Source organism: Campylobacter sp. CNRCH_2014_2452 (assembly GCF_025772865.1).
Lineage (GTDB): Bacteria > Campylobacterota > Campylobacteria > Campylobacterales > Campylobacteraceae > Campylobacter_D > Campylobacter_D lari_D.
In genome coordinates this window covers 149727-170766 of the sequence record NZ_JAKMSX010000002.1, presented here as the reverse complement: position 1 = coordinate 170766, position 21040 = coordinate 149727, and the positions used below count along the sequence as shown (strand labels likewise).

Genomic DNA, 21040 nt, shown 5'->3' with positions numbered 1-21040 from the left:
CAAAAGAGTGCTTATGACTTTTAAACAAATAAAATATTTTCAAGCCTTGTGTAGAAATTTAAATTTAAGAGTTTGTGCTAAAGAATTAAATATAACTCAATCTGCTTTGTCTTTAGCTATATTTGAACTTGAAAAAAGTTTAAACACCAAGCTTTTTGATAGAAATGCTAAATTTTTAAGCTTAAATGAAAAAGGAAAGGTTTTTTTAAAACAAATTACTCCTTTGATTTTAGAATTTGAACGCATAGAAAAAGCAATGCAAGATGATCAAAGCTATGAAATAAGTATGAAAGTTAGTCAAAATGTAGGCACTTATTTACTAGGAACTTTTTTAGATCAAAAGGCGGAAAATATCAAGTTAAATTTGTCTTTGGATAATAGTCAAAATATCATCAAAGATATTTTAGATAAAGAAATCGATATAGGTTTAATTGAAGGTATTTGCAAAGATAAGGATATAAAAAAGATTAAAATTTGTGATGATGAGCTTATTGTGGTGAGTAAAAATGACTTCAAAAAAGAATTTTTCATAGATGAATTAAAGGATTTTAAATGGCTAAGTCGTGAGCAAGGTTCAGGTGCAAAAGAAGTGTTTTTAAATGCTTTGCCTAAAGATGTAAAGCTTAATTTAGCTTATGAGCTAAACTCAACTGCTATGATAAAAGAGTTGGCTAAAAAAGGTAAATTTTTAGCAGTTTTACCTAAATTTAGTGTTAAAGAAGAGCTTGAAGCTAAAAGTTTATTTGAAGTAAGATTAAAAAATTTTAAAATTTCAAGAGAGCTTTGCTTGATTTATCATAAAAATAAAGAACCAAGCAATAAATTTATAAATTTATGTGAGTTTTTAAAATTTTGCATTCAAAAAGATTTAGCTTAATTCTTGAATACATTTTTTAAAAAGCTCTCCTCTTTCTTCATAAGACTTAAACTGATCTAAGCTTGCACAAGCAGGGCTTAGTAGGGCTACTTCATCATTAGTTAAGTTTTGATTGATTTTTTCTATCGCTTTAGGTAAAAACTCACAAAAATGTGCTTTTAAATTAGCATTTTTAGCATAATCAAGTATTTTATTGGTGCTTTTTCCTATGGCATAAAGCTCTATATCAAGCTCTTTCATAAAAGCAAATAAAGCACTTAAATTCACTCCCTTATCATCCCCACCTATGATAAGATGAATTTTTTTATCCTTATAGCGTTTAAGAGCAGCTAAACTTGCATCCAGATTAGTCGCTTTAGTATCATTTACCCAAAGTCTATTTTTATGATCAAATATTTCTTCAAGTTTATTTTTTTCTATTTTAAACTCATTTAAAAGCTCATAAGAGCAACGATCTAGTATGATTTTTTCTATACTTAAGGCAATAAGAGCATCAAGCAAAAAAGGGGTTTTAAAATGAATTTTTTCTAAATCAATTTGCATTTTTTTAGCTAAATCTTGCTCATCTTCATAGCTTATAACATAAGCATGGGTTGGATAAGCCTCATACTTTTTAGGTAAAATTACCACATCATTTTCATTCATTCTTTCAAGCACGCTAAGCTTTGCTTGCTCGTAGTTTTCAAAGCTTTTATGCCAAGAAAGATGATCAGGTGTGATAGGTAAAAGTGCATAAATTTCAGGTTTAGCTACTTTGGTGTAAAAAAGCGAAAAAGATGAACTTTCCAAAATCCATAATTTAGCACTAATATCCATTTGTGCTAAAGGAGTTCCTATGTTTGCTCCCATTTGTGCATTGATATGTTTTAAAAGATGATGTGTCATTTGGGTGGTGGTGGTTTTGCCATTTGTTCCGCTTATCCAAACACTTTTTGGCATGCCATCATAAAAAAAATCATACTCACTGCTTAAATTTTTTGCTTGCCGTATGAGAGAATGATCATTTGGAAAGCCAGGACTTGGAATTTCTAAGTCACTTTTTAAAGGATCAAATTCACAAGGCGGTAAAAGTGTATTGTTAAATTCATCTTTACTTATACTTGCAAAATGATCATCATAAATATCGCAATTTCCAAAACGCTGTGCAAAAGCTTTAGTTGTTTTTCCGTATCCAAAAAGTGAAATTTTCATTATCTTAACTTTATACTAATTAATGCAATAATATTTGCAAGTAAGGCTATCATCCAAAAACGCACAATGATTTTATTTTCCACCCAACCTATTTTTTCAAAATGATGATGAATAGGTGCCATTTTAAATACTCTTTTGTTAAAGATTTTAAAACTTCCTACTTGTAAAATTACTGAAATAGTTTCTAAAACAAATACAAAACCTATAAGCAAAAGCAAAATTTCATTTTTACTTACTATACCAAGATAGCCTAAAAACGCCCCTATACTTAAACTCCCACTATCTCCCATAAAAACTTGTGCAGGATAGCAGTTATACCACAAAAATCCCATAAGCGCACCAACTAAAGCCGCACTTATTACCACAAGTTCTCCTAGACCTTGAATTTTAGGTAAGAATAAATAAGAACTATAAATAGCATTTCCACTTAAATACAAAAAAGCTCCAAGGCTTAAAAGAGAAAATATAGAAGGCACGGTTGCAAGACCATCAAGTCCATCGGTTAAATTTACAGCATTAGAGCTTGATACAATAACTAAAATCCATAAAAACAACATAAACATACCGCCATCAAAAATAGCATGTTTGTAAAAAGGTAAATAAAATTCAGTATTTATATCAAATAAATATAATAATCCAACACAAATAAAAGCAGCGCTAAATTGCCCTAGTAGTTTCATTTTTGGGCTTAATCCTGCGTGATTGTCTTTTTTTAAAATTTTCCCCAAATCATCAACTAAGCCTATAGTACAAAATAGTACTAAACATAATAATCCAACGATTACAAAACTATTATTTAAATCAGCGCTTAAAACACTTGCTATGATAGTAGCAAAGATAAAAACAAGGCCACCCATAGTAGGGGTATGAGATTTAGCTTGGTGTGATTGTGGAGCGTATTCATAAATAGGTTGATTTGCTTTTTTATTTTGAGCCCATTTAATAAATTTTGGCATTAAATACAAACTCAAAAACAAAGCGATAAAAAATGCAAAACCAGCACGCACGCTAATATAAGAAAAAAACATATAATTTGTATATTCTGTAAGATAAAGCAAAATTTTAACCTTGTATTTGTTTTTTAAAAGCATAATTTTAGTAAAATCACATAAATAAATTATAAAAAAGAGTAAAAAATGAGTCAAAAATGTATTTTGATAATCACAGATGGTATAGGACATAATACAAATTCAAACTATAATGCTTTTTTTCATGCTAAAAAGCCAACTTATGATAAGCTTTTTGAAAATACCCCTAATGTTTTGATAAAAACAAGTGGTTTGGCAGTTGGCCTACCTGAAGGTCAAATGGGTAATAGCGAAGTAGGGCATATGTGTATAGGTAGCGGACGCATAATCTATCAAAATTTAGTCAAGATAAATAAAGCCATAGAAAATGACACTTTAAAAGACAATAAGGCTTTAAAAGATTTATTGCAAAAATGCAAAAGAGTGCATATTATAGGGCTTTATAGTGATGGCGGGGTGCATTCTATGCATACACATTTTAATGCACTTTTAAAAATTTGTAGGCAAGAAAATAAAGAAGTTTTTGCGCATGCAATTAGTGATGGTAGGGATTGTCCTCCAAATTCAGGTTTAGAATTTATAAAATCTTTACAGGAATTTTGCGAAAAAGAAGGGGTTAATTTTGCTTCTTTATCGGGAAGATTTTATGCTATGGATAGAGATAAGCGCTATGATAGGGTTAAGTCTTATTATGATGCTTTATTTGCTAAGGCACCAAAGTGTGATGATTTTATGCAATTTATACAAAAAAACTATGATGAAAATATCACAGATGAGTTTTTAAGCCCAGTTATTAGTCAAAACTTTGATGGAATTAAGGCTGAAGATGGTGTGATTTTTATCAATTTTAGAAATGATAGAATGCGTCAATTAGTCGCTTCTTTAACCCAAGAAAGTTTTAATGAATTTCCAAAAGAAGTGCTTATAAAAAATGCCATTACTATGAGTTTGTATGATGAGAGTTTTAAACTACCTGTGATGTTTGAAAAAGAAGAGTTAAATAATACTTTAGCTTCTGTGATAGCTAATGCAAATTTAAGCCAACTTCACACAGCTGAAACAGAAAAATACGCTCATGTAACCTTTTTCTTTAATGGGGGAAAAGAAGAATTAGAATGCAATGAAACAAGAATTTTAATTCCAAGTCCTAAAGTAAAAACATACGATGAAAAACCTCAAATGAGTGCTAAAGAAGTCACAGATGAGGTGCTTAAGGGTATAGAAAGTGGTATGGATTTTATCGTAGTAAATTTTGCAAATGGTGATATGGTAGGACATACGGGTGATTTTGAAGCTGCGATTAGTGCGGTTGAATGTGTAGATGAGTGTTTAGGTAGGGTTATTGCTAAAGCAAGAGAGCATGATTATGCTTTTATTATTACTTCAGATCATGGAAACTGTGAAGCGATGAGGGATGAAAAAGAAAATATGCTCACTAATCACACAACCTTTGATGTTTTTGCTTTTGTCGAAGCTAAAGGAGTAGATAAGCTTAAAGAAGGCATGGGGCTTAGTAATATAGCACCAAGCGTGCTTAAAATTTTAAACTTACCTATCCCAAAAGAAATGGATGAGGCTTTATTTTAATTTAAAGGAGAACAATGAAATTTAGTGGAAAAAATGTTTTAATAACAGGTGCAAGTAAAGGTATAGGTGCAGCAATAGCCAAAGAATTAGCAAGTTATGGCTTAAAAGTTTGGATTAATTATAGAAGTAAGCCTGAACTTGCTGATGCACTAAAAGAAGAGATAGAAAAAAGTGGTGGTTGTGCGGCTGTGATTAAATTTGATGCAAGTGTTGAAGAAGAATTTACAAGCGCTATTGCAACTATAGTAGAAAGTGATGGTAAGCTTAGTTATTTAGTTAATAATGCAGGTATTACTAATGATAAATTAGCACTTAGAATGAGTATGGATGATTTTTCTTCAGTGATTAATGCTAATTTAAATTCAAGCTTTTTAGGTTGTAGAGAGGCATTAAAAACTATGAGTAAAAAGCGTTTTGGCGCGGTTGTAAATATCGCTTCTATAGTTGGAGAAATGGGAAATGCAGGCCAAACTAATTATAGTGCTAGTAAAGGCGGTATGATAGCTCTAACAAAATCTTTTGCTAAAGAAGGTGCAGCAAGAAATATAAGATATAACTGCATTACCCCGGGTTTTATAAAAAGTGATATGACTGAAGTTTTAAGTGATGAAATAAAACAAAATTATATTAATAATATCCCTTTGAAGCGTTTTGCAGATACAAGTGAGGTAGCTCAAGCTGTGGCGTTTTTATTAAGTGATCATTCTTCTTATATCACAGGAGAAATTTTAAAAGTCAATGGCGGGCTTTATATGTAAGCAAGGTTTTAACCTTGCTTAGTTTCTATAGCTACTACTGCTATAGCAAAACCCCCATCATGCGCTACGCTTACACTTGCTGATTTAATTTTGAATTCTTGCATGACTTTTTGAGAAAAACTAATGTGTGGAGCATTTTTGTCATCTTTAGAGATGGTGATGTCAAAAAAAGAACATTCTTTAGAAATTCCAACCCCCAAAGCCTTAGAGGCAGCTTCTTTAATAGCCCAAAATCCGGCTAGAGTGTTGGTATTTTTTATATAACTTTGCTCTTTCTTGGACAAAAATTTATCCAAGAAAAGTGTTTTATGTCTTTCATAAATTTTTTCTATGCGAGAGCATACGACTATGTCACAGCCTATCATTAAGATACTACAAAGTCGGTAAAATAAATATTTTTGATAAAACCATCAGTTAAAACTTCATTGATCTTACCGGTTAATTCATCTTTTAATCTTTCTTTACCCTTTGTAGTGCTTACTTCTTCAAAGGTTTTTGATGTTAAAGTTCTAATGATAATATCTCTAATAATAGCAACTTTTTTATCAAGTTCAGGAGTTAAGGTTTCAACATTTTGTTCAAGTTGAATGGTGCATTTTACATATCTTGATCCACCATCACTTAATAAATTTAGCGTAAAAGGTGCTAAAGGATACATCACGCCAATATTTGCATAATCACTCCCTCTAGCTGCTACTGCATTTGTTTTTTTAGGAGCTTGTGCAACTTGTGCGCTTTCTTCAGTTTGCGGGGTAGGATTTTCTTCAGAGCCGCCACTAAACATTAGATAAGCAATTGCTCCTACAATAACAAGTAAAAATACAAATAAAAATACAACGATAATGATTACTAAAGTATTCCCGCCTTTTTTCTTTGATTCGCCTTGTTCATCCATCATATCATCAGCCATATTTTTCCTTTTATAAAATTTTAAAATGTTATTGTATCAAAAATTATATTTTTTTTAAATTATGATTATTTAATCTTTTGTAAATGTCTATAAACACTAGGTTCTGAAATATTTAAAAGCTCCGCAACTTTAGGAATAACACCTTTTACATTAAATACGCCTTTTTCATATAAACTAGCTATCATTTTTTGTTTTTCCTTCGGTTTTAAACTTTTATTTTTAAAACTTTCAATATCTATCCCCGTAATATCTTCAACGATTTCTTCTAAATCAAGTTTTATGTATTCTTTATTTTCTTGTTCAGGACTTTCATAAGAATTATCATAAATATTTCCAAGATTTAAAATTTCATCAGAGATTTTTTTAAATGCTGAAGTATCATGATTAATACAAAGCAAACCTTCAAGTTTTTCATCTTTTTTAATAAAAAAAGTAGAGCCTGACATTACTTGTGAGCTTTTAGCTGAAGTTTTATAATGTGTTATATAATCACGCTCTAAATAGATTTTGTTTTTAATCATTTCAATAGCAAAGCCTGTTAGAGGTGAATTTATAGTTCTTTTGCTAATATGATTATTAGCTATTTCTGCTATATTAGTACCATCTTCACTTACATCATGCAAAACTATTTCATAATTTCTTCCCAAAGCATCAGCAAGAAATTTCACTAATTTAATATAGTAAGTTCTTGTTTCTTTATCCATTAAACTCTCCTTGTTTTATTAATTTTGTAGTAAAAATATTTAAAATAAGAGCACTTATTCTTATTTTTCAACAATTTTAATACAAAATAAAAATAATTATGCTTAAAAAAAGATTATTTTTTCAAAAATAATAATTTTTATTGTTTAATTTTATTTTAATAATATAGGGATATAATTTATCAAATAATAAAAATTATTATTTATAAAAAGGAGAAAAGATGAAAAAACTAACCAATGATTTCGGAAATATCATAGCCGATAATCAAAATTCATTAAGCGCAGGTGCTAAGGGTCCACTTTTAATGCAAGATTATATTTTGTTAGAAAAACTTGCCCATCAAAATAGAGAAAGAATTCCAGAAAGAACTGTTCATGCAAAAGGGAGCGGTGCTTATGGGGAGCTTAAAATCACTAAAGATATTTCTCAATACACCAAGGCAAAAGTTTTACAGCTTGGAGAAAATACACCTTTATTTATAAGATTTTCAACCGTTGCAGGCGAAGCAGGTGCAGCTGATGCAGAAAGAGATGTAAGAGGTTTTGCTATTAAATTTTATACTAAAGAAGGAAATTGGGATTTAGTAGGTAATAATACTCCGACATTTTTTATCAGAGATGCATATAAATTTCCTGATTTTATCCACACTCAAAAAAGAGATCCAAGAAATCATTTAAGAAGCAATAATGCTGCATGGGATTTTTGGAGCCTTTGTCCTGAAAGCTTACATCAAGTTACTATTTTAATGAGTGATAGAGGTATTCCTGCAAGCTATCGTCATATGCATGGTTTTGGAAGTCACACTTATAGTTTGATTAATGATAAAAACGAAAGATTTTGGGTGAAATTTCATTTTAAAACAAAGCAGGGTATTAAAAATTTAACCAACGAAGAAGCAGCAAATTTAATAGCAAATGATAGAGAAAGTCATCAAAGAGATTTATATGAAGCTATTGAAAAAGGAGATTTTCCAAAATGGACTTTCCAAATTCAAGTTTTAAAAGAAGATGAAGCAGAAAAATTAGGTTTTAATCCTTTTGATTTAACTAAAGTTTGGCCACATAGTATTGTGCCTTTAATTGAAGTAGGCGAATTAGTACTTAATAAAAATGTACAAAATTACTTTAATGAAGTAGAACAAGCTGCATTTAGTCCAAGCAATATTGTTCCTGGTATTAGTTTTAGTCCTGATAAAATGCTGCAAGCTAGAATTTTTTCTTATCCTGACGCACACAGATACCGCATAGGGACAAATTATCATTTATTACCAGTTAATCGTGCAAAAAGTGAAGTAAATACTTATAATGTAGCAGGTGCTATGAATTTTGACACTTATAAAAATGGTCTTGCTTATTATGAACCAAATAGTTATGATGATAGTCCAAAAGAAGATAAAAATTACCTAGAGCCTGACTTAGCACTTGAAGGTAATGCGCAAAGATATGCTCCACTTGATAATGATTTTTACACCCAACCAAGAGCCTTGTTTGATATAATGAATCAAGATCAAAAAGAGCAATTATTTAAAAATATCGCTGCTTCTATGAGTGGTGTTGATGAAAAAATTATTGCTAGAGCATTAAGTCATTTTGAAAAAATTTCAAGTGAATATGCAAATGGCGTTAAAAAAGCTTTGAAGATGTAATTTTTACTTGCCACTTTAAAAGTGGCAAACTAAAGATTATAAAGGAAAAAATATGTTTAGTAATGAAGAAGAAAAAAGAATTCAAGAGCTTTGCACTATGGCTTTTGATTACGCAAGGAAAAATGATTTACAAAATTTAAAGACTATGATAGAAGCGGGTTTGAGTGTGAATTTAAAAAATCATAAAGGCGATAGTCTTTTAATGCTTGCAAGTTATCATAATGCTTATGAATGTGCTAAGTTTTTACTAGAAAATAATGCTAGGGTAGATGAGAAAAATGATAGAGGACAAACTCCATTAGCAGGGGTGTGTTTTAAAGGATATTTACCTATGTGTAAGCTTTTGGTAGAACATGGAGCAAATATTGATGAAAACAATGGTCTTGGTATGACACCTTTTACTTTTGCATTGATGTTTGGGCATAGAGATATAGTAGAGTTTTTAACAAAGTATTCTAAAAAAAGTTTTCTTAAAAAAATAGCTTTTAGTGTATTAAAAATTTTCAAAAAATAGTTAAAAATTTATAATATATTAAAAATATATTTTATTTATTTAAAATTATTAAAAAATTCTATTATTAAATTATAAATTTTTAAAATTTTTTATTATAGAAATAAAAAATTTAAGCTAAATTAAAATAAATTCAAATAAAATTACCCCTAATTTTTTAATGAAAGGATAACAAATGTCTAACAAAACAGAAAAATTATGGGGTGGGCGTTTTGATTTACCTACAAATAAATTAGTTGAAGAATATACTGCTTCACTACCAGTTGAGCCAAGACTTGCTCCTTTTGATATACAAGGTAGTATAATTCACTGCACTATGCTTGCAAAACAAGGTATTATAAAAGAAGATGAAGCAAAAACTATCATTAAGGGCTTAGAACAAGTTAGAGAAGAAATTCAAAATGGAACCTTTGTTTTTGATATAGCTGATGAGGATATTCATATGGCTGTAGAAAAAAGAATGACACAAATCGTAGGTCCAGTAGGTGGAAAACTTCACACCGCAAGAAGTAGAAATGACCAAACTACTCTTGATTCAAAAATTCATATGAGAGCAGTTATTAAAGAAGTATTAACTCAAATTACTACTTTGCAAGAAGAAATCGTCCATCAAGCTCAAAAAAATATCAAAGCTATTATGCCAGGTTATACGCATTTGCAAACGGGCCAGCCAGTGCTTTTTTCACATTGGATTATGGCGTATTTTTGGATGTTAAGTAGGGATTATTCTCGTTTTGAGGATTTATATAAAAGAATGAATGAGTGTCCTTTGGGAGCAGCTGCACTTGGCGGAACTACATTTAATATAGACAGACATTTTTGTGCCAAAGAACTAGGCTTTACTAAACCAACAGAAAATAGCATTGATAGTGTAAGTGATAGAGATCACATGGTTGAATTTACTGCTATTGCTGCAATGTGTTTCATGCACCTTAGTCGTTTTTGTGAAGAGCTTATACTTTTTTCAAGTCAAGATTTTAAATTTATAGAATTAAGTGATGATTTTTGTACAGGTTCAAGCATAATGCCTCAAAAGAAAAATCCTGATGTAGCCGAAAAAATGCGTGGTAAGACAGGTAGAATGTATGGTAATGTTATGGCAATGCTAACTATTATGAAAGGTATTCCATTAGCTTATAATACTGATATGAGTGAAGATAAGGCTCAAGTTTATGATTCTATGGACACTTTAATGGCAAGTTTAAAAATTATAACTCCTATGATAGAAAAAATGCAAGTAAATGCTAATAATACAAGAGCAGCAGCTGCAAAAGGATTTTCAAATGCTACAGATATGGCTGATTATTTAGTAAGAAAAAATATACCATTTAGAGAAGCTCATAGTATAGTTGGTGGTGCTGTGAATTATTGTATTAAACACGGAAAAATGCTTGAAGAGCTTAGCATGGAAGAATTCCATCAATTTAATGAAAATATCCAAGAAGATATTTATGAAGCAATTGCTTTAGAAACTTGTATAGACGCAAGACTTTCTTATGGTGGTACAGGAACAAAAGTGGTATTAGAGCAAATTGAACATGCAAAAGAATTGTTGGATAAATGTAAAAAATAAACAATAAGGGCGAAGATTAGATGGATATTATTTTTATACTTCAACTTTTTATTATTTTTTCTATGATAGCCATAGGTGGTAGATATGGTGGTATAGGACTTGGGGTTGCAGGTGGGCTTGGTATGTGTATTTTGGTGTTAGTTTTTGGTATGCAACCAGCTTCACTTCCTGTAAGTGTTGTGTTTATTATACTTGCTGTGATTACTTGCGTGAGTGTTTTGCAAAGCGCAGGCGGGCTTGATTTGCTAGTAAAAATAGCTGAAAAAGCATTAAAGAAAAAACCTCAAGCTATTGTTTTTATGGGTCCATTAATCACATCCACATTTACAATATTTTGTGGTACTACTTATGTAGCTTTTTCTATTTATCCAGTGATTGCTGAAGTAGCTGCTCAAGCTAAAATTCGTCCTGAAAGACCACTTTCGGTTTCAGTTATAGCAGCAGGTATTGCAGTGGTGGCTTCTCCTATGAGTGCAGCCACTGCAGGTATGGTAGCCATTTTAGCCATTAGTGGTGTAGGGCTTGTTCAAATATTAGCTGTGGTAATGCCAGCATTTTTAATTGGTGTTATATGTGCTTGTTTGAGCGTTTTTAAAAGAGGAAAAGAGCTTGAGCAAGATGAGGAATTTCAAAGAAGAGTAAGAGCAGGGGAATATCAGTTTTTAACTCAAGATAAACAAGAAGATAAACAAGAAACAGATCCTAAAGTAAAAAGAGCTTTATTAATATTTGCTTTGGGGATTTTAACCATTATTTTCTTTGGGACTTTTACAAATTTGTTACCTCACTATGAGCTTGCAAATGGTAAAATAGAAAGACTTTCTACCCCAAATTTAATTCAAATGATCATGCTTGCAACAGCTTGTTTAATTATGCTTTTTGCTAAAGTTCCTGCTAATAAACTTGGTGAAGCTTCTGTATTTAAATCAGGACTTATAGGCGTTGTAGGGGTTTTTGGTATAGCTTGGATGACAGGGACATTTTTTGAAGCTTACAAGCCTTTATTTAGTGATTCTTTATCACATATTGTAGAAGATTATCCGTATTTATTTGGTGTAGCTTTATTTGCCTTTTCTATGGTGATTTTTTCTCCAGCTGCAACAGTAGCTGCTTTGATGCCCTTGGGCGTGAGTTTGGGAATTCCTCCTCAAATTCTTATCGTGCTTTATCCTTGCGTGAGTGGAGATTTTATAGTACCAGGAGCTAATCAAATAGCTTGTGTGGCTTTTGATAGAACAGGCACAACAAAAATAGGAAAATTTGTGATCAATCACTCTTATTTAAGACCAGGTTTTGCTTTAATTATTGGTGCTGTTGTGAGTGCTTATTTTATATCGCAAATAGTCTTTTAGCTATTAAAGGCTATTTTTAAATTTTTGCAAATATCTATAGACGCTAGGTTCTGATATATTAAGTGACTTAGCAACTATAGGTATACTTCCTTTTATATTAAAAATTCCCTTTGAATGAAGCTTTTTAATAATCTCATCTTTTTGTTCAGTGCTTAAGCTATATCCTGAATTTAAATATTTTAAGTCTATGTTTTCAGCTAGAATATCTTCTATAGAATGACTAAGTGTTTCTATATTACTCACATTGTGTAAATTTACGTTGTTTTGATTGTGAATATCTAATAAATCACTAAAATCATTAATTTTTTCTAGTTCTATGATTTTACTAATAGCATTTCTAAGTTCTGTGGTGTCGTGATTTATACATAAAATTCCTACAATTTTATTTTGGTTTTTTATAAAAAAGGTTGATCCGGTAACGATCTTAGACTTTCCAACCTTTGCTTTGTAATCACATAAAAAATCTTTATTTAAATACTCTTTTTCTTGTACAAGCTCACTCGCAAAAGAGGTTAATGGAGAATTGATTGTCCTTCCGCTAATATGATTATTTGCAATGGCTGCTATGTATGAACCCTCAGGTGAAATCACATGAAAAACTATTTCATACTGATCTCCAAGAACTTGCCCTAAAAATTGAGTGAGTTTGATAAATAATTCTTTTTGTTGTTCATCCATGATCTAGACCTTTTTGTTGTTTTTTGTTATTTTACAAAATATTTTCATCAAAGTTGTTAATATTTACAACAATAAAAAAAATTATTATTATGATAAAAAAATATTGACAATTTATTATTATGATGATAATATTATATTATGATTTCATTTAAACACAAGGAGTATACATGGCAAATTATCCAAAGGCTATAGGACCATATTCAGCTTATAGAGAAGCTAATGGTTTGTTATTTATTTCAGGACAACTTCCTATTAATCCACAAAGTGGAAACATAGAAAGTGAAGATGTAAAAGAACAAACAAGACAATCATTGTTAAATATCAAGGCTATATTAGAAGAAAATAATCTTTATTTTAATAATGTAGTTAAAACGACTTGCTTTTTAGCAAATATTGATGATTTTTTGGCTTTCAATGAGGTTTATTCTGAATTTTTCGCAGCTCCATATCCTGCAAGAAGTGCTTTTGCGGTAAAAGATCTTCCTAAAGGAGCAAAAGTGGAGATAGAGGTTATTGCTCATAAAGGATAGAGCATGTTGGGTTTATTTTTTGCAGGATGTTCTGTATTTTTACTTGTTTTTATGCTCTATAAAAAAATCAACGCCCACATGGCGTTGCTTTTAAGTGGTTTATTCTTGTTAGCTTTAGCAGGAATTTTTGGACTTTCTCCAATTATTAATGAAAAACAATCTTTACATTTAGGTCTTTTTGATATTTTCCAAGTAGTAAACACTAAAATGTCAAGTACTCTAGCAGGTCTTGGACTTACTTTAATGTGTATAGCAGGATTTTCTGCTTATATGGATCATGTAGGTGCAAGTTATGCTTTATTTAAAGTATTTGAAAGACCTTTAAAAGCTGTGAAATCACCTTATGTTTTATTGTTGGTTTCATATTTTGTGATCCAGTTTTTAGTGCTTTTTATACCTTCACATGCAGGTTTAGCACTTTTGCTTATGGTTACAATGTACCCTATTTTAGTGCGCTCAGGTGTTTCTAAGCTTTCTGCACTTTCGATTATTGCTATTTGTCAATACATTGACCATGGCCCAGGAAGTGGTAATGTAATTTTAGCTGCAAAAACAGCTGAAATTGATCCTGCGGTATATTTTGTGCATTATCAGCTTCCTACAACTGTGCCTATTATCATAGCAGTGGGTATTGCGATTTATTTTTGCTCAAAATATTTTGATAAAAAAGAAAATTTCACATTTAACCGTGATGATGTTGAAAAAGAATTAGCAGAACATGATGGCAAAAGTGAAGAGCTTAAAAAACCACCTAGAATTTATGCGATTTTACCTATTATACCTTTAGTGTTAATTTTGGGCTTTAGTAGTGTTTTAGATAGCATTATGGTGTTAATGGGATTTATTACCATGGAAGAAGTTAAAGCAGCTTCATCTACTGCAATTAGGATGAATGTGCCAGTTGCTATGATGATTTCAACTTTTATAGCAATTATTTTTGAAATCATTCGTTATAAAAGTTTGATTGATACTTTAAATTCTATCATGGTATTTTTCAAAGGTATGGGGCATTTGTTTGTAATCACAGTTTCTTTGATCGTTTGTGGCCAAGTTTTTGCAAGTGGCCTTTTATCGGTTGGTTTTGTAGATACTTTAATAGACTTTGCAAAAGATGCAGGTTTTGGAGTGCTTGCTATTATTATAGCAGTTTCTATTTTACTTGCTGTGTGCGCATTTTTAATGGGTTCAGGAAATGCAGCATTTTTTTCTTTTGCACCACTCATTCCAAATATAGCAAAATCTTTTGGAGTTGAAACTATAACTATGATAGCACCTATCCAAATCATGACAGGTTTTGGTAGATGTGTTTCACCTATTGCACCAGCTATTTTGGCAATTTCAGCTATGGCTAAAGTAAATCCATTACAAGTTGTAAAAAGAACAGCTATTCCTATGCTTGTAGCTGCTATTGTTAATGTGATTATGACTTATGTTTATTTGTAAAAAAGGACTTAAAATGAATAATAAAACTAAATTAATCCACCTAGGAAGAGGCGATCAAAACGCCGAAGTAAGATCAGTTAATCCAACCTTAATGCGTGCATCAACCATACTTTTTAAAGATCATGCTACTTGGCAAAAATACCGCGAGCTAAGAAAAAATGAGCGTGTTTTGAGTTATGGTGCTAGAGGAACAGCTACAAATTTTGAACTTGAAAAACTTATTTGTGAGCTTGAGGGTGGTTATAGGGCGCAACTTTTCCCAACAGGGCTTGCAGCATTAGCTATGGTGCTTTTAAATTATGCTAGTAAAGATGCTCATTTTTTAATCACTGATGCTATTTATGGACCTGTTAGAACAATTTGTGATTTATTTTTAACTAAAATGGGTGTAGAAATTGACTTTTTAAAAGCTGATGCTTCTGATGTAGAGGAAAAAATCAAACCAAACACAAAATTAATCCTTTGTGAAAGTCCAGGTTCTATACTTTATGAAATCATAGACTTACCAAAACTTTGTGAAATTGCACACAAACATAACATACCAGTAGCGATTGATAATACTTATTCAAGTGGGTATTTTTTAAACCCGCTTGAGCTTGGAGCAGATATTTCAGTAATTGCAGCGACTAAGTACTTAAGTGGGCATTCAGATGTTACTATGGGTATAGTAGTGATTAATGAAAAAGAATGGAAAAATTTTGATAAATTACCAGAAGCTTTAGGATTTACTACAAGTCCTGATGATGCTTATTTAGTGCTTCGTGGTATGAGAACTTTAGATGTAAGAATGAGGGCTCATGAAAAAAGTGCAGATGAGGTAGTAGAGTTTTTACAAAGTAGAAAAGAAGTTAAAACAATTTTTTATCCAAAATTAAAAACTCATCCAAACTATGAAGTTTTTATGCGCGATCATAAAGGTGCTAATGGTATGGTAACGATTGAATTTGCAGATGGCATTTCTAAAGAACAAGCTATTTTGTTTGTAGATAATTTAGAGTATTTTTCAATCGGTGCAAGTTGGGGTGGATATGAGAGTTTAGCTACTGTTACTACTCCGCCAAGAACGGCAACAGATTGGAGCGCTAGAGGTCCTTTTGTGAGATTTCATATAGGTCTTGAAGATAGTAAGGATTTGATTGCTGATTTAAAACAAGCATTTGAAAAAATAAATTTTAAAGGATAAAACATGGGTGTGAGTGTATTTGATATGAGGTTGCTTCAAGATTCTTGGAGTACTCCTGCAATGAGAGCTATTTTTAGTGAAGAAAATAGAATTCAAAAATGGCTTGATGTAGAAGCTGCCCTGGCAAAAGCTCAAGCAAAACTTGGCATTATCCCTAATGAGGCAGCTACAGAAATAGCTAAAAAAGCGCATTATAAATTTATGGATATGGATTTTATTTTTGCTGAGTTTAAAAAGACTAAACACCCTTTAGTGCCTACTGTTAGAGGCTTGGAAAAAGCTTGCGAAAATGGTCTTGGTGAATATGTGCATTTTGGTGTAACAACACAAGATATCATTGACACAGGCATAGTTTTACAATTTAAAGAAGCTATGGCTTTAATCAAACAAGATTTAAAAGATATAGCTAAAAATTTAGCAAAAATCGCAAAAGAGCATAAGAACACTGCAATGATGGGAAGAACCTTAGCTTTACAAGCTTTGCCTATAACTTTTGGACACAAAGTTGCAATTTGGCTAAGTGAGCTTAATCGTCACTATGAAAGAATTATCGAACTTGAAAAAAGATTATATGTAGGATTAATCGTAGGTGCAGTGGGAACTAAAGCAAGCTTAAATGACAAGGCTAATGAAGTAGAAAAACTTACTTTAGAAAGCTTAGGTTTAGAAGTTCCTGACATCTCATGGCAACCAGCAAGAGATCGTTTTATTGAGCTTGGTTATGTTTTAGGTAATATCAATGCAACCTTTAACAAAATCGCACATCAACTTTTAATCTTAGCTCATAATGAAATCGATGAAATTGCTGAGCCTTTTGGAAAAGGTCAAGTAGGAAGTTCTACTATGCCTCATAAAAGAAATCCCGCAGTAAGTGAAAACGCAGTGACTGTAAGTAATGCCCTAAGAGCTAATATTGCAATTTTAAGCGATATAGAAAGACATGAGCATGAAAGAGATGGTCAAGTTTGGAAAATGGAATGGAAGCTTTTACCAGAAGCATTTTTAATGCTTTCAGTGGTATTAGCAAATATGAAATTTGTCTTTGATGATTTAGAAGTTAAAAAAGACAAAATGTTAAAAAATCTTGATACGCTTAATGGCTTTGTATTGGCAGAACGCGTGATGTTTGCTTTGAGTGATCATTATGGTAAGCAACATGCACATGAAATTGTTTATGAAAATGCTATGAGAGGTATAGAAAATCATAAAACTTTTAAAGTTGTTTTGCTTGAAGATGAGCGTGTAAGTAAGGTTTTAAGTGAAAAAGACATTGATGTTTTAATGGATGCTACAACTTATGTAGGTTATGCACCAAAATTAGTTGATGAGTTCTTAGAAAAAATCGCTAATGCACCAATTCTAAAGTAGGAAAAAATGTATTTAAGTGAAAAACTAGCCGAATTTATCGTAAATTTAGATTATGAAGCTATTCCTAGTGAAGTAAAACAAAGAGCAAAAGAGCTTATGCTTGATGCACTAGGAACAGCCCTAGCTGCTAAAAATGAAGCTTGTGTTTTAAATGCAACTAAGGCTTTTGAAGCTTTAAGCGTAAATCCTAGTGAAAAAATTTGGAGCGGGGATAAAAAGCTTGATGTAATTTATGCTGCGATGGTAAATGCTATTGCAGCGCATGCCCTTGATTTTGATGATACTCATACTGAAGCTATTTTGCACGCTAGTGCTATTTTAACTCCACTTTGTTTAACTTATGGATTTAGCGTAAGTAAGGATGGAAAAAAAGTTTTAAAAGCCTTTATTGTTGGTTGGGAAATTGCTGCTAGAGTGGGTATAGCAAGCAAAGGAAGTTTTCATAAGCGTGGCTTTCATACTACAGCTATAGCAGGAATTTTTGGTAGTGTGGCTGCAAGTTGTGTTTTACTTGGTTTAAACAAAGAACAAATCATCAATGCATTAGGTTTAGCAGGAAGTTTTGCAAGTGGGGTAAATGAGTTTTTATCTAATGGATCTAATTCTAAAGTTTTACACATAGCTAATGCTTTGAAAAATGGAATTTTAGTAGCAAATTGCGCAAAAGCTAATATGAGCGGTCCTTTGAGTATATTTGAAGGAAGGGATAATGTCTTTAGAACTTTTGGCTTAGAAGATGAATGTGATAAAAATGAACTTTGTAAGGGGTTGAATGAAATTTGGCAAGTAATGCAAGTTTCGTTAAAACCTTATCCAAGTTGTCATTTTGCACATGGGCTTATTGATTGTGCTATGAGTTTAAGAAATGATGGCTTAAAAGCACAAGATATCAAAAGTTTGCATTGCTTTGTAGATGAAGTGCCAATTTCATTTATCTGTGATCCAATAGAAGCAAAATACACTCCACAAAGTGCTTATGCGGCCAAATTTTCCATGCCTTTTTTAATGGCTTTAGCGTTTTTTGATGGCAAAATTACTTTAAAATCTTATGAAAATTTAAATAGAGCTGAACTAATAGAATTTGCTAAAAAAATTAGCTATGAGAAGAAAAAATCTAGCGGTTTCCCTAAATACTTTCCAGGACATTTAGAAGCTGTTTTAAATGATGGAAGAGTAATTAAAAAAGATGTGTTTATAAATAAAGGAAATTTTGATAATCCTTTAAGTTTTGATGAATTAAAAGATAAATTTCTTTCTAATGCTAGCATAGCACTTTCTTTAGAAAAGGCTGAGGAATTAGTCAAAAAGCTTCAAAATTTAGAAAATCTAAATGATTTTGATTTCTAGCAATCTCATTTTTTGAGATTGCTTATTATTTTAAAAAATAAATAATTGAATTTTTTATATAATGTCTTATCTTGGTTTTTGTAAGGAAAAACATGACTTTAGATACATTAAAAGACAATGAAGAAGCCTTTATAGTAGGCTTTGAAGCAGATAAACAACTCCAAGCAAGACTTTTTAGTTTTGGTTTTGCAAAAAACAAAAAAGTTAAAAAAATTCGTTCTTCTATAGCAAATTCTACTATTATGGTAGAACTTGATACAACTTGCGTGATTTTACGCTCAAGTGAAGCAAAAATAATACAAATTTCAAAAGAGTTTTAATGAAAGAAATCATCGTTGCTTTAGTAGGTCAGCCAAATGTTGGTAAAAGTTTATTAATTAACGCACTATGCAAAGCTAATATGAAAGTTGGAAATTTTAGCGGTGTTACGGTTGAAAAGGCTGAGGCTAGATTAATTTATAAAAATTATGAGTTTAAATTTATAGATTTACCAGGAACTTATGCATTAGATGGTTATAGCGAAGAAGAAAAAATTACAAAAGATTTTTTAAAAAAGGGTAATTTTGATCTTGTAGTAAATGTGCTTGATTCTACAAATTTAGAGCGTAATTTGATTTTAAGCGCATCTTTAATAGAAGCTAAAATCAAAATGATTATGGCTTTAAATATGCAAGATGAAGCTAAAAATGAAGGTTTTAGTATAGATTTTAAAATTTTATCTCAACTTCTAAATACACCTTGTCTTGGCGTGTGCGCTAAAACTAAAGAAAATCTAAATGCACTTTTGGATTTAATCATTTCAACCCATGAAGCTAAATTTGAAGCTAAAGAGCGTGTTTATAGTGATATTATAGAAGAAGAACTTGCAAAAATAAGTGAATTTTTAAATCAAAATGAAATTACTTATTTAGATTTTTCTACAAAAGATTTGGCACTTGCTTTACTTAAAAATGAAGCCAATATAGTCATTTCACACGCTTTGAGAAAAATACTTGATGAAGCTTTAAAAAAAATTTATATGGCATATCATAGCAAAGATATGGAAAATATTTTTAAAGAAGAGCTGATTGCTTTTGCAAATGGTATATGTGTTAAGGTTTTAAGCAAGAGTGTTAAGTATAAAAATCATACCAAAGAAATAGATTCTATTTTAATTAATAAATTTTTAGGAATTCCTATATTTTTGTTTTTTATGTGGGCTTTATTTCAACTAACCTTTACTTTAGGTCAAATCCCTATGGATTATATAGAAATGTTTTTTGCTAATTTAGGTGATATGGTAAAAAATAATATTAGCAATGAATTTATCGCTTCAGCCTTAGCTGATGGTGTTTTAGGTGGGGTTGGTGCGGTTATAACTTTTTTACCAAATATTATGATTTTATTTTTTGGTATAGCCTTGCTTGAAACAACTGGATATATGGCTAGGGTTGCATTTTTATTAGATGGAATTTTATACAAATTTGGCTTACATGGTAAAAGTTTTATCCCTTTAATCACGGGTTTTGGCTGTTCAGTACCTGCATTTATGGCTACAAGAACTTTAAAAAATAAAAAAGATAGATTATTAACTCTTTTTATTATTAATTTTATGAGTTGTGGCGCAAGACTTCCTGTATATGTGCTTTTTGTTGGAGTGTTTTTTCCTGCTGATGTGGCGGGAAATTATCTTTTTGGGATTTATCTTTTGGGTGCGTTTTTGGGTTTGATTGCAGCTAAGATTTTAAGAATGAGTGCTTTTAGAGGACAAGATGAACCTTTTGTAATGGAAATGCCAAAATATAGAATGCCAAATTGGAATTTGGTATGGTTTATGGTGTTTAACAAAGCCAAAATGTATTTAAAAAAAGCAGGAACATTTATTTTGATAGCTTCTTTGCTTGTTTGGTTTGCGAGTAATTTTCCTGCACAAGAAAATAATACTCAAGATGCTTTAACTCAAGAGCTTCAGATAGAAAATAGTTATCTTGGACAATTTGGCAAAGTAATAGAGCCTATTTTTACACCACTTGGCTTTGATTGGAAACTTAGTGTATCTTTGGTAAGTGGTTTGGCTGCTAAAGAAGTGATGATTTCTACTATGGGTGTGCTTTATTCTTTAGGTGATGAAGTTGATGAGACAAGTTTAAATTTACAAGAAGCCATAAAAGAAAACATCCCTTTTAGCACAGCAGTAGCTTTTATACTTTTTGTTATGATTTATAATCCTTGCTTTGCAGCAACTATAGTTTTTGCTAAAGAAGCGGGAAATAAAAAATATGCATGGTATCTTTTTATATTTACGTCTTTATGTGCGTATTTGATCGCTTTTGTAGGGATTAATATTACTAAATTGATAATTTAATCATCTTTATGAT

20 protein-coding genes are annotated in these 21040 nt (G+C 31.1%); 14 read left to right on the top strand and 6 right to left on the bottom strand.

Annotation, left to right across the window (positions count from 1 at the left end; all coding sequences use genetic code 11):
• The first annotated feature begins 13 nt into the window (after positions 1–13).
• On the top strand, positions 14–877 hold the full coding sequence (locus L8X38_RS01940; RefSeq protein ID WP_263661133.1) for a LysR family transcriptional regulator: 864 nt from the start codon (positions 14–16) through the stop codon (positions 875–877).
• Here the strand turns inward: L8X38_RS01940 and murD are convergent.
• Together murD and mraY are read right to left on the bottom strand one after the other, a co-directional pair.
• On the bottom strand, positions 869–2068 hold the full coding sequence (murD, locus tag L8X38_RS01935) for a UDP-N-acetylmuramoyl-L-alanine--D-glutamate ligase (RefSeq protein ID WP_263661132.1): 1200 nt from the start codon (positions 2066–2068) through the stop codon (positions 869–871). The two genes, L8X38_RS01940 and murD, sit on opposite strands and share 9 nt — an antisense overlap.
• Complete coding sequence (gene mraY, locus L8X38_RS01930; RefSeq protein ID WP_133319598.1) at positions 2068–3126, bottom strand: phospho-N-acetylmuramoyl-pentapeptide-transferase; 1059 nt, start codon at positions 3124–3126, stop codon at positions 2068–2070. The genes murD and mraY overlap by 1 nt, the downstream gene beginning before the upstream one ends.
• A 78-nt stretch (positions 3127–3204) precedes the next feature.
• Here mraY and gpmI point away from each other — a divergent pair, with 78 nt between their 5' ends.
• On the top strand, positions 3205–4683 hold the full coding sequence (gene gpmI, locus L8X38_RS01925; protein WP_263661131.1) for a 2,3-bisphosphoglycerate-independent phosphoglycerate mutase: 1479 nt from the start codon (positions 3205–3207) through the stop codon (positions 4681–4683).
• Between the two features lie 14 nt (positions 4684–4697).
• On the top strand, positions 4698–5441 hold the full coding sequence (fabG, locus tag L8X38_RS01920) for a 3-oxoacyl-ACP reductase FabG (protein WP_263661130.1): 744 nt from the start codon (positions 4698–4700) through the stop codon (positions 5439–5441).
• An 8-nt stretch (positions 5442–5449) separates the two neighbouring features.
• Here the strand turns inward: fabG and acpS are convergent, their stop codons facing one another.
• The 3 genes from acpS to L8X38_RS01905 all read right to left on the bottom strand — a co-directional run bounded on the left by acpS (position 5450) and on the right by L8X38_RS01905 (position 7055).
• Positions 5450–5806 (bottom strand): holo-ACP synthase, encoded by a 357-nt coding sequence (gene acpS, locus L8X38_RS01915; RefSeq protein ID WP_263661129.1) that lies wholly within the window; start codon positions 5804–5806, stop codon positions 5450–5452.
• Positions 5806–6351 (bottom strand): flagellar basal body-associated protein FliL, encoded by a 546-nt coding sequence (gene fliL, locus L8X38_RS01910; protein ID WP_133319594.1) that lies wholly within the window; start codon positions 6349–6351, stop codon positions 5806–5808. The genes acpS and fliL overlap by 1 nt, the downstream gene beginning before the upstream one ends.
• Positions 6352–6416: 65 nt before the next feature.
• Entirely contained in the window at positions 6417–7055 is a 639-nt protein-coding gene (locus tag L8X38_RS01905; RefSeq protein ID WP_220566805.1) for a transcriptional regulator, read from the bottom strand.
• 218 nt (positions 7056–7273) lie between these two features.
• Here L8X38_RS01905 and L8X38_RS01900 point away from each other — a divergent pair, with 218 nt between their 5' ends.
• The 4 genes from L8X38_RS01900 to L8X38_RS01885 all read left to right on the top strand — a co-directional run bounded on the left by L8X38_RS01900 (position 7274) and on the right by L8X38_RS01885 (position 12134).
• Complete coding sequence (locus tag L8X38_RS01900; RefSeq protein WP_263661128.1) at positions 7274–8698, top strand: catalase; 1425 nt, start codon at positions 7274–7276, stop codon at positions 8696–8698.
• Between the two features lie 52 nt (positions 8699–8750).
• Positions 8751–9212 carry an ankyrin repeat domain-containing protein gene (locus L8X38_RS01895; protein ID WP_263661127.1) on the top strand — a complete coding sequence of 154 codons (462 nt, stop codon included), beginning with the start codon at positions 8751–8753 and terminating at the stop codon, positions 9210–9212.
• A gap of 172 nt (positions 9213–9384) precedes the next feature.
• Positions 9385–10782 carry an argininosuccinate lyase gene (gene argH / locus L8X38_RS01890; protein WP_263661126.1) on the top strand — a complete coding sequence of 466 codons (1398 nt, stop codon included), beginning with the start codon at positions 9385–9387 and terminating at the stop codon, positions 10780–10782.
• Positions 10783–10802: 20 nt separating this feature from the next.
• Complete coding sequence (locus L8X38_RS01885; protein WP_220566809.1) at positions 10803–12134, top strand: anaerobic C4-dicarboxylate transporter family protein; 1332 nt, start codon at positions 10803–10805, stop codon at positions 12132–12134.
• A 3-nt stretch (positions 12135–12137) separates the two neighbouring features.
• Here L8X38_RS01885 and L8X38_RS01880 read toward each other — a convergent pair whose 3' ends face one another.
• Positions 12138–12812, bottom strand: coding sequence for a transcriptional regulator (locus tag L8X38_RS01880; RefSeq protein ID WP_133319588.1), 675 nt, complete (start codon positions 12810–12812; stop codon positions 12138–12140).
• Between the two features lie 167 nt (positions 12813–12979).
• On the opposite strand from L8X38_RS01880, the gene L8X38_RS01875 reads away from it, so the two are divergent.
• From L8X38_RS01875 to feoB, 7 genes are all read left to right on the top strand, one after another.
• Entirely contained in the window at positions 12980–13342 is a 363-nt protein-coding gene (locus tag L8X38_RS01875; protein WP_044598311.1) for a Rid family detoxifying hydrolase, read from the top strand.
• A gap of 3 nt (positions 13343–13345) precedes the next feature.
• Positions 13346–14785, top strand: a complete 1440-nt coding sequence (gene dcuC, locus L8X38_RS01870; RefSeq protein ID WP_263661125.1) for a C4-dicarboxylate transporter DcuC — start codon at positions 13346–13348, stop codon at positions 14783–14785.
• Between the two features lie 13 nt (positions 14786–14798).
• Positions 14799–15968, top strand: coding sequence for a trans-sulfuration enzyme family protein (locus L8X38_RS01865; RefSeq protein WP_263661124.1), 1170 nt, complete (start codon positions 14799–14801; stop codon positions 15966–15968).
• 3 nt (positions 15969–15971) lie between these two features.
• On the top strand, positions 15972–17336 hold the full coding sequence (purB, locus tag L8X38_RS01860; protein WP_263661123.1) for an adenylosuccinate lyase: 1365 nt from the start codon (positions 15972–15974) through the stop codon (positions 17334–17336).
• 6 nt (positions 17337–17342) lie between these two features.
• The gene (locus tag L8X38_RS01855) at positions 17343–18683 is read left to right on the top strand and encodes an MmgE/PrpD family protein (protein ID WP_263661122.1); all 1341 of its coding nucleotides are present in this window, start codon (positions 17343–17345) and stop codon (positions 18681–18683) included.
• A gap of 92 nt (positions 18684–18775) precedes the next feature.
• Positions 18776–19003, top strand: a complete 228-nt coding sequence (locus tag L8X38_RS01850) for a FeoA family protein (protein ID WP_039627920.1) — start codon at positions 18776–18778, stop codon at positions 19001–19003.
• Positions 19003–21027, top strand: a complete 2025-nt coding sequence (gene feoB / locus L8X38_RS01845) for a ferrous iron transport protein B (RefSeq protein ID WP_263661120.1) — start codon at positions 19003–19005, stop codon at positions 21025–21027. The genes L8X38_RS01850 and feoB overlap by 1 nt, the downstream gene beginning before the upstream one ends.
• Positions 21028–21040: the final 13 nt, after the last annotated feature.